Genomic DNA, 8,497 nt, shown 5'->3' on the forward strand with positions numbered 1-8,497 from the left:
GTCGTCTCCCAAAACGCGACAGCAGTGGTATAACAGTCTCGTAGGTACTCTATTAATGAGCATTTTCAGATAGTAACCGAAATACAGATCAGGTTGTGAGGAATGCGCGACACGCTCATCTCAGTGTTTATCGTTGGAATCATACTTATCTTTGCCGCCTCGTATGTCGCTGGCGATAAGCTCAGTAATCCGGCTTCACGCTCAATTGGTATACCGCCGTCCGATTTTCCAGCACAGACAGTAAAAATTCCCACAAGATCCGGCGATTATCTCGCGGGTTGGCTTTCTCCTGGCAATTCGGGTTTTGGTGGCGTACTTCTGCTCCACGGCGTTGGTGCTGATCGCCGCCAGATACTGGACAGGGCACGATTTCTCCATAACGAAGGTTATTCGTTCCTGCTCATAGACTTGCCAGCGCACGGGGAAAGTAGCGACGAACGCATGACTTTTGGCGCACATGAAGGCAAGAGCGTTCGGGTGGCGCTGAAATTTGACCTTGCGCCTTCATGCTTGTAGCGTATGACTTACGTTTGGATGGCTTTAAGCCATTCAAGCGTAAAATTTCCATACCATAGATCAGAAGGAGCATACCTATGAAACCGCTTTACGCTTTTGCCTTGGCCGCTACCCTGAGTGCGTGCGCCACCCAACCGATGGAGATGGTGGGTCTGGGGAAACAGGCCAACACTGCCGCTCGCTCTGAAACCTGCAAAAACGTGACAGAACAGGAAATCGCCGCGTTGTTTGATCGCTGGAATCAATCCTTATTGACCGGCGATTCGAAGAAAGTCGTCGCCAATTACGCAGATCATTCGATTCTTCTTCCTACCGTTTCTAACAAACCTCGGCTGACTGCCGCAGAAAAGGAAGATTACTTCAATCATTTTCTGGAAAAAGGCCCATCCGGCAAGATCGATATGCGCTACATCGACATCGGTTGCAATACGGTGCTGGATGCGGGCCTCTATACCTTTACCTTTGCTAAAAACGGGCAGAAAGTCAGCGGTCGTTATTCCGAGAGTCCTAACTTAGGATAGTTATGATATTATAGGAGGGAAAGGCTCACTTGAAGCGAGGTTTGGAGATGGAAAGCGGTGGTTGCAAGCGGTGTGGTAGCGAAGCGTCGGTCAAGAGCGGTCGTGTGCGGGGTTTGCAACGGTATCGGTGCAAGGAGTGTGGCTACCATTTTACGGCGACACCGCTACGGGGCAAGCCCGCGGCGATGAAAGCGCTGGCGCTGTTGCTCTACGCGATGGGGAATGTCAGTTTCTGCTCAATTGCGCGCCTGTTGCACGTCAGCGATGTAGCGGTATTGAAGTGGGTACGCGCTGAGGCGCAGAAACTTCCAATCCCCGAAGTATCCGGGGAAACCGTGGTACTGACGCTGGACGAGATGTGGCATTTTCTCAAAAAAAAACCGCCAAGCTTTGGGTCTGGCGCGCGTATGACCCTGACCGTCGGCGAACCCTGGCCTGGGTGTTGGGTGGCCGTGATGACGCCACCTGCCAACGGTTGCTCGACCGGATCGGTCTCCAGGGCAAACAATTCATCACTGACGATTGGCCCGGCTACCATCGCTTGATTCCAGCCGCACAATTGACGACTGGTAAGCACCTCACCTTCCCCATTGAGCAAGATAACAGCAACATCCGCCACTTTCTCGCCCGCTTTCGCCGCCGCACCAAAGTGGTTTCTAAAACCGAAGACATGGTGGACCTTTCCCTGCGCCTCTACCATCATCTCCATGATCAGCCCGCCGCCTTCGCGGCCCTTTCCATGACCTTCTTATATATCTTTGGTTAGGACTCTCGTTATTCCTATACCTATCATTGGGATGGCAAGGATTGGCTGATTACCAGCCATCATTCTTCGATGATGCCGGAGAAAAGTGCAAAGCAAGCGAAGAAGCATTAAAACCCTCTGCTATTTTTACCCCTCTCTCCGCAGCGAGAGAGGGATTTTGGTGTAGGCTGTGGGCATGACCCCACCTCGCTATCATCTCGGCTGTCCGGTGTGGAGCAACCGTGATTGGGTTGGCTCCCTCTTCTCTGCCGGAACTAAATCAAAGGATTTTCTGCGCCAGTATTCGGCGGCGTTCGATACCGTCGAAGGTAACAACTGTTTCTATGGCTTGCCCAAACCGGAAATCGTCACACGGTGGCGCGATGAATCGGCACCGGGCTTCCGCTTCTGTTTCAAGTTTCCACGGGCCATCAGTCATGACCAGCGGTTGCGCGGGGTGGCAGCGGAAACCACGGCGTTTCTGGAACGCCTGAAACCTCTGGCGGAAGCCGACAAACTGGGGCCAAGCTTCCTGCAATTGCCGCCCAGTTTCGGGCCAGATGCGCTGCCGGTTTTGCACGACTATCTGACTGTATTACCCAAGGATTTTCAGGTGGCCGTGGAAGTACGACATCAGGCATTTTTCAACAAGGGTGAGGACGAACGCCAGTTGAACCGGATGCTATTGGAACTGGGCATCGACCGAGTGATGCTGGACAGCCGTGCGCTGTTTAGCGCTGAGCCGATGGATGCGGACACCCGCACCGCGCAAGGTAAGAAACCACGCTTGCCGGTTCACGCCATCAGCCTGGGGCCACGCCCGTTCATCCGTTTCATCGGTCATCCTGATGTAGACGCGAACCGGCCTTTTCTCGAACCGTGGCTGGATAAACTGGCGCTCTGGCTGGCAGAGGGTCGGGAGCCGTATTTTTTTGCGCACACGCCCAATAATCGTCATGCACCGCAGTTGGTGCGGTTGGTTAAAGAACAGCTGCGTGCTCGGCTGGCTAAGGCGCTCAGCGATGATTCAGGCGTATAACTGCGCTAAAGGATTGACGCTTCTGGGTTATACTCATTCACTTGAGCTTTTTAGTGTGGTGAGGTGCTATTCCTGTTACCTCCCTTTGATTTCTGTAGAGACTTTCCCTATGCCTATTACCGTTAATGGCGTTGAAATCACGGACGCCGCTATTCACGCTGAAACGCAACATCACCCCGCACCTTCGCCAGAGATCGCGCATTATGCGGCGAAGCTGGCACTGATCGCTAAGGAGTTGTTGTTGCAAGAAGCAACCCGACTGGAGATTAAAGGCGATGATGGAGAAGCGCGCATTGCCGCCCTAATCCAGCAGGAGATCGGGGAGGATTCAGACGAACCAAGCCACCATCGAGCAATCAGTGAGTACCTGGCCCGGCTGATCGGTCGCGCGACCATTAACGGAATTGATCTGATGAGTGCTTCATCCCCAGTACGTTAACCGGTATGAACGTTCTCGGTATTACCGGCTGGAGCGGTTCTGGTAAAACGACGCTGATCGTTGCCCTGATTCCCCGGTTACGGGCGCTGGGTCTTACCGTCTCCACCCTCAAGCACGCCCACCACGATGTCGATTTGGACCGGCCCGGCAAAGATACCTTTCGCCATCGGGAGGCGGGGGCGCAAGAGGTGATTTTGTCCACTGGTCAGCGTTGGGCCTTGTTGCACGAATTGCGCGACGAACCAGAACCCCGTGTGGCTGATTTGCTTAAGTATTTACAACCGGTTGATCTGGTACTGGTTGAAGGCTGGAAAACGGGTCACTACCCCAAGCTGGAGATTTGGCGCTCAATGGCCACCAACAAGCCTCCGCAATTTCCAAACGACCCGGCGGTGATTGCCGTTGCCAGCGATCCTATGCTGGACCCGGTGCCCTACGGCCGAGCTGATCTGCCGGTATTTTCAATAACTGATTTGCCTGCTATTAGCGATTTCATCTTCCGCTTCACCCGCAAGATCTAAATTTTCCTTCAAGACGAGGTTTCTTATGTCCGATTGCTGCGCTGGCGACCGGTTACTGACGTTGGCTGACGCCTTGACTGCCGCACTGGGTACGATTCAGCCCATTTGTGACACAGAAACGGTGCCCTTGCTGCAAGCCTATGGCCGGGTGCTCGCTGCTGATCTAAGCGCTCAGTTGGATGTACCGCCCCACGATAATTCAGCGATGGATGGTTATGCCCTGCATCTGGCGGATCTTAAGCGCGATCAGCCTACCCGCCTGCCGGTTATCGGGCAATCCCTGGCCGGTCATCCGTATCTTGAAACTGTAGCCCGTGGTGCTACCGTTCAAATCACCACAGGCGCGGTATTACCAGAGGGCCCAGATGCCGTAGTGATGCAGGAAGATTGTGAAATTGCCGCTGATGGGAGTTGGATTGAAATTGAACTGAAGGTTGCTGCCCGACTCCAAGCGGGCGAGAATATTCGTCGGCGTGGTGAGGATGTTCAGCGTGATTCTCCACTGCTAGAGGCAGGTCTTCGCTTGCGACCACAGGATGTAGCACTCGCGGCCGCTCAGGGATTCAGCACCCTGAAGGTCGTGCGCCAACTGCGTGTTGCGGTGGTCTCGACGGGAGATGAATTGTACGAGGCTGGTGTGACATTACCGCCCGGCGCCATTTACGAATCTAATCGCTACATATTGATCGGCTTGTTGCAACATTTAAGCTGCAAAGTTACTGATTTAGGGATTTTGCGCGATGAGCGAGATATGGTACTGTCAGTACTACAGAATGCAGCCGCCACGCACGATGTGTTGTTGACATCCGGTGGGGTTTCCGTAGGTGCAGCGGATTTGGTTAAGGATGTGATCGCTGAGCTAGGAAAGATCGAGTTTTGGCGCTTAGCGATTAAACCAGGCAAGCCATTGGCGTTTGGTTGGATCAAAAATTGCTTAGTTGTGGGACTTCCTGGGAATCCTGTCTCAGTGGCGGTAGCGTGCCTGATGTTTACCCGGCCGCTGATGGTGAAATTGATGGGAGCAAAACCGGCTGAACCCTTACGACTGCAAGCGATAGCTGATTTTGAATTCCGTCGCAAACCAGGTCGGCGGGAGTGGTTACGAGCGCGCTTACGGTTTGATGCTGAGCTAGAACCAATAGTGAGCATCTATCCTACCAATAGCTCTGGGGCGTTATCGTCCTTATCCTGGGCAGATGGGTTAATAGAATTGCCAGAGGACTCTACTGGCGTCCAACTGGGGGATAAGGTGAGTTATTTACCGTTTCAAGGGTTGGGGGTGGTTAGCTAAGTTGGCTAGCTAATTGAAATAAATCACAAACCAATTTGAGGGTCTAGTGCGCAACGCTCTGACTGTCGATGTTGAAGATTATTTTCATGTCGCGGCTTTTTCCAAGCAGATTGATCCGGCGACGTGGGATAGTTTTACGCTTCGAGTTGAACGTAATACTCACCGGTTATTAGAATTATTCGCTGAATATAATGTTAAGGCGACGTTCTTTGTATTAGGTTGGGTTGCTGAACGCTGCCCGAATTTAGTAAGAGCCATCGCGAAGCAGGGCCATGAAGTGGCTTGTCATGGTTATTCGCATCAGCTGATTTATACTCAATCACCAGCGCTTTTTCGTGAAGAAACTATTCGAGCTAAAGTGTGTTTGGAGCAGCAAGCTCAATGTCAGGTTTTAGGCTATCGCGCTGCTAGTTATTCCATTACTAAGAAATCATTATGGGCACTAGATATCTTGGCCGAGCTTGAATTTGAATACGATTCAAGTATTTTTCCTGTTCGGCATGATCGTTATGGGATTCCAGGTAGTCCCCGTTGGCCTTATAAACTGAGAACTGCTGACGGAAAAATATTGACTGAATTCCCTCTCTCTACCTTGAAAGTAGGAAGCTATGCTCTGCCAGTAAGTGGTGGTGGTTATTTTAGGATATACCCTTACTGGTTTACTCAGTGGGTACTGTCATATATTAATCAATCTGAAGGATATCCTTTCATATTTTATCTGCATCCTTGGGAGATTGATCCTGACCAACCTAGAATCCAGGCAGAACGAGTGTCTGCTTTTCGGCATTATAAAAATTTAGAGTTTTGCGAAAATCGCTTAATTTGGCTGTTGCAGAAATTTAAGTTTAAATCCTCAAGAGATGTTTTAACGGATTTTGATAATTTTTCTGTAATTCACTTAAGTAGGGAGCTTGGTTCATTTGAATAGCCAACATTATCGTCAAGTGGTTGAAATCCGGCCTTCTAAAGGGTTGTTTGATTTAGAGTTGGGCTTGGTTTGGCAATATAGAGAGCTGCTTTATTTTCTGCTTATGCGTGATTTAAAGGTGCGTTATAAGCAGGCCGCACTCGGTGCTGGATGGGCCATTATTCAGCCTATTATAGCTACCTTGATTTTTACATTAGTGTTTGGGGTTTTTGTAAAAGTTCCTTCTGATGGGCTTCCTTATACAGTATTCGCATTTACTGCATTGTTACCCTGGACTCTGTTCGCTGAATCATTACGGCGTGGTGGAATTAGCTTAGTGGGGGATTCCGCATTGATTCAGAAAATTTACTTTCCTAGGCTGGTAATTCCATTGGCTACAGCACTAACAGCTTTGGTGGATTTTTTGATATCTCTTTTGATGTTATTTGTTTTATTATTATGGTACAGTATCCCTTTAACTCTAAATATTGTTTTTTTGCCATTTTTTATATTTTTTACAGTAGTTTTGGCGTTTTCCTTTGGTCTTTGGTTAGGCCCATTAAATATAAAATTTAGAGATGTTCAGCATATTATTCCATTTTTATTACAAATTTGGATGTATGCTTGCCCTATAGTTTATCCTTTAAGTATTATTCCTGAAAAGTATAGATGGCTTTATAATTTAAATCCTATGGTAGGAGTTATTGAAGGGTTTCGCTGGTCCTTACTTGGTAAGGAGAATGCTGAGTTTCAAGCAATATGGATAACTGTGATTTTTGTTCTTCTCCTTCTCTTTGGAGGGGTAGTCTATTTTAAGAAAATGGAAAGATCATTTGCCGATTTGATATAGAAGCTTATGAATGATAAAATTGCAATTGAAGTTAGCAATCTTGGCAAAGCCTATCGATTAGGTGCTAATCGGAGACATTACGAGCTCCGTGAGCAGATTGCACATATATTCCAATCTATTCCAGTATGGTTTAAAGATTGGCCAGGCTCCGCCACAACTAATAATATGTTATGGGCCTTAAGTGATGCCACATTTAAAATTTATCAAGGTGAAAATGTTGGTATTATTGGCCTAAATGGTGCTGGAAAAAGTACTCTTTTAAAGATTCTATCGAGAATTACTGCTCCTACTACAGGTCGAGCTAGGATATATGGTCGGATGGGGGCAATGCTAGAGGTGGGTACAGGATTTCATCCTGAGCAGACAGGACGTGAAAATGTCTATCTCTATGGCACAATTTTAGGAATGACACGGTCTGAAATTAATAATAAATTTGATGAAATACTTGATTTTTCGGGAATAGGCAATCTGATTGACACTCCTGTAAAGCGTTATTCAAGTGGTATGTATGTGCGCTTGGCTTTTGCAGTTGCTGCTCATGTTGAACCTGATGTTTTGTTGCTTGATGAGGTTTTGGCTGTTGGTGATTTATCTTTTCAGAGAAAATGTATGGAATATACAAAGAGGTTACAAGAAAAAAATGCCACGATTTTAGTTGTATCACACAATATGTTTTCCGTTAAAGCTATGTGTCAACGAGTTATATATATAAAGAAAGGAAGAGTTCAATTTGATGGACCTACTGAAGAAGGTATTAGAATCTATGAAGAAGATTGTTCTTTAAGTGAACTGAATTTACCTGGTTCAGAAAATCAAAAAATTAAACTTACAAGATTTGAATTATCTGATACAGATGGGATTAGTAAAAATGTTTTTGAGTATGGAGAGCGTATAAGAATAACCTTTAATTATTTAGCTCAAGCTGCTATCGAATATCCTAATTTTATCCTGAATATTGTAAGATCCGATGGGGTTGTCTGCTGTAGCTATAGTACTGAGATAGATGGATTTTCTATTGTTTGTTTGAAGGATCAAGGTGTTATGCAATTGATAACGCCTCCGATTAAGTTGGTAGCAGAATTATATACTATTCATGTTATAATACGTGAGAAAGGATTTCAGAAAATCCTTTGTGCTCAAATTGGATCTAATTTCCATGTTAAGCATCACATTTTTGATATAAATTTTGGTGTATTTTATGAGTCAGGTAAATGGGATATGGGATATTGAGCGCCAGGGCTTTGAAGGCACCCGATTCCCCCCAACTCAGCCGGAGGGGCTAAAAGCCTGTTTCGCGGCGGCGATACCGAGGGCGAAGGCAGAGACTTTTTGTATGCCCTCCCACATTGCTTTAGGGCCGGGGTGGCCAGCGCCCTTACGGCCGAGGAAGCCGCCGAAACCGGCGATGAGCCGGATCATTTGACCCAGTGGGGTCGGGGTCTCCGGGGGCTTTGTACGGTGGGCAACGATCCAGGCCGCCTGCCATTCTTCCGGGTCAAAGACCACCTCGCAGGAGAGGTCTGGGCCTTCCCGGCCCCAGGTGACGAGGTGGAGGATGCGCCAGGCGATGAATAGGAGTCTGTCAAATTTTTTGTGTAAATGCGGTTTTGGTTAGTGGAGTGAGAGTGGCAAGCGGCCCTCGAATTGAATGGCGAAGCGATTGAGGGC

11 protein-coding genes and 2 pseudogenes are annotated in these 8,497 nt (G+C 48.1%); 12 read left to right on the plus strand and 1 reads right to left on the minus strand.

The window, feature by feature from the left end:
- Positions 1-102 precede the first annotated feature (102 nt).
- From BN873_RS12225 to BN873_RS12265, 12 genes and pseudogenes are all read left to right on the plus strand, one after another.
- Positions 103-516: an alpha/beta hydrolase family protein gene (locus BN873_RS12225; RefSeq protein ID WP_053085337.1), complete on the plus strand. Its 414-nt coding sequence runs from the start codon at positions 103-105 to the stop codon at positions 514-516.
- Between the two features lie 77 nt (positions 517-593).
- On the plus strand, positions 594-1,037 hold the full coding sequence (locus BN873_RS12230) for a DUF4440 domain-containing protein (protein ID WP_082161253.1): 444 nt from the start codon (positions 594-596) through the stop codon (positions 1,035-1,037).
- A gap of 47 nt (positions 1,038-1,084) precedes the next feature.
- Positions 1,085-1,153, plus strand: a pseudogene (locus BN873_RS21450) (hypothetical protein); the annotation flags it as partial.
- A 242-nt stretch (positions 1,154-1,395) separates the two neighbouring features.
- Entirely contained in the window at positions 1,396-1,803 is a 408-nt protein-coding gene (locus BN873_RS12235) for an IS1 family transposase (RefSeq protein WP_048674039.1), read from the plus strand.
- Positions 1,804-1,806: 3 nt separating this feature from the next.
- Positions 1,807-1,914, plus strand: a pseudogene (locus BN873_RS20935) (DUF4440 domain-containing protein); the annotation flags it as partial.
- A 64-nt stretch (positions 1,915-1,978) separates the two neighbouring features.
- Positions 1,979-2,821 carry a DUF72 domain-containing protein gene (locus tag BN873_RS12240; RefSeq protein WP_048674040.1) on the plus strand — a complete coding sequence of 281 codons (843 nt, stop codon included), beginning with the start codon at positions 1,979-1,981 and terminating at the stop codon, positions 2,819-2,821.
- 109 nt (positions 2,822-2,930) lie between these two features.
- Positions 2,931-3,260, plus strand: coding sequence for a hypothetical protein (locus BN873_RS12245; RefSeq protein WP_048674042.1), 330 nt, complete (start codon positions 2,931-2,933; stop codon positions 3,258-3,260).
- A gap of 5 nt (positions 3,261-3,265) precedes the next feature.
- On the plus strand, positions 3,266-3,781 hold the full coding sequence (gene mobB, locus BN873_RS12250; protein ID WP_048674044.1) for a molybdopterin-guanine dinucleotide biosynthesis protein B: 516 nt from the start codon (positions 3,266-3,268) through the stop codon (positions 3,779-3,781).
- Between the two features lie 25 nt (positions 3,782-3,806).
- Complete coding sequence (gene moeA / locus BN873_RS12255) at positions 3,807-5,072, plus strand: molybdopterin molybdotransferase MoeA (protein ID WP_048674046.1); 1,266 nt, start codon at positions 3,807-3,809, stop codon at positions 5,070-5,072.
- Between the two features lie 46 nt (positions 5,073-5,118).
- Complete coding sequence (locus BN873_RS19555) at positions 5,119-6,000, plus strand: XrtA system polysaccharide deacetylase (RefSeq protein WP_082161255.1); 882 nt, start codon at positions 5,119-5,121, stop codon at positions 5,998-6,000.
- Positions 5,993-6,829 (plus strand): ABC transporter permease, encoded by an 837-nt coding sequence (locus BN873_RS12260; protein ID WP_242434426.1) that lies wholly within the window; start codon positions 5,993-5,995, stop codon positions 6,827-6,829. The genes BN873_RS19555 and BN873_RS12260 overlap by 8 nt, the downstream gene beginning before the upstream one ends.
- Before the next feature lie 6 nt (positions 6,830-6,835).
- A complete protein-coding gene (locus BN873_RS12265) occupies positions 6,836-8,059 on the plus strand; it encodes an ABC transporter ATP-binding protein (protein ID WP_048674050.1) in 1,224 nt (407 codons plus the stop codon).
- Between the two features lie 36 nt (positions 8,060-8,095).
- Here BN873_RS12265 and BN873_RS21360 read toward each other — a convergent pair whose 3' ends face one another.
- A complete protein-coding gene (locus BN873_RS21360) occupies positions 8,096-8,398 on the minus strand; it encodes an IS4 family transposase (RefSeq protein WP_082161256.1) in 303 nt (100 codons plus the stop codon).
- Positions 8,399-8,497: the final 99 nt, after the last annotated feature.

Source organism: Candidatus Competibacter denitrificans Run_A_D11, assembly GCF_001051235.1.
GTDB lineage: Bacteria > Pseudomonadota > Gammaproteobacteria > Competibacterales > Competibacteraceae > Competibacter_A > Competibacter_A denitrificans.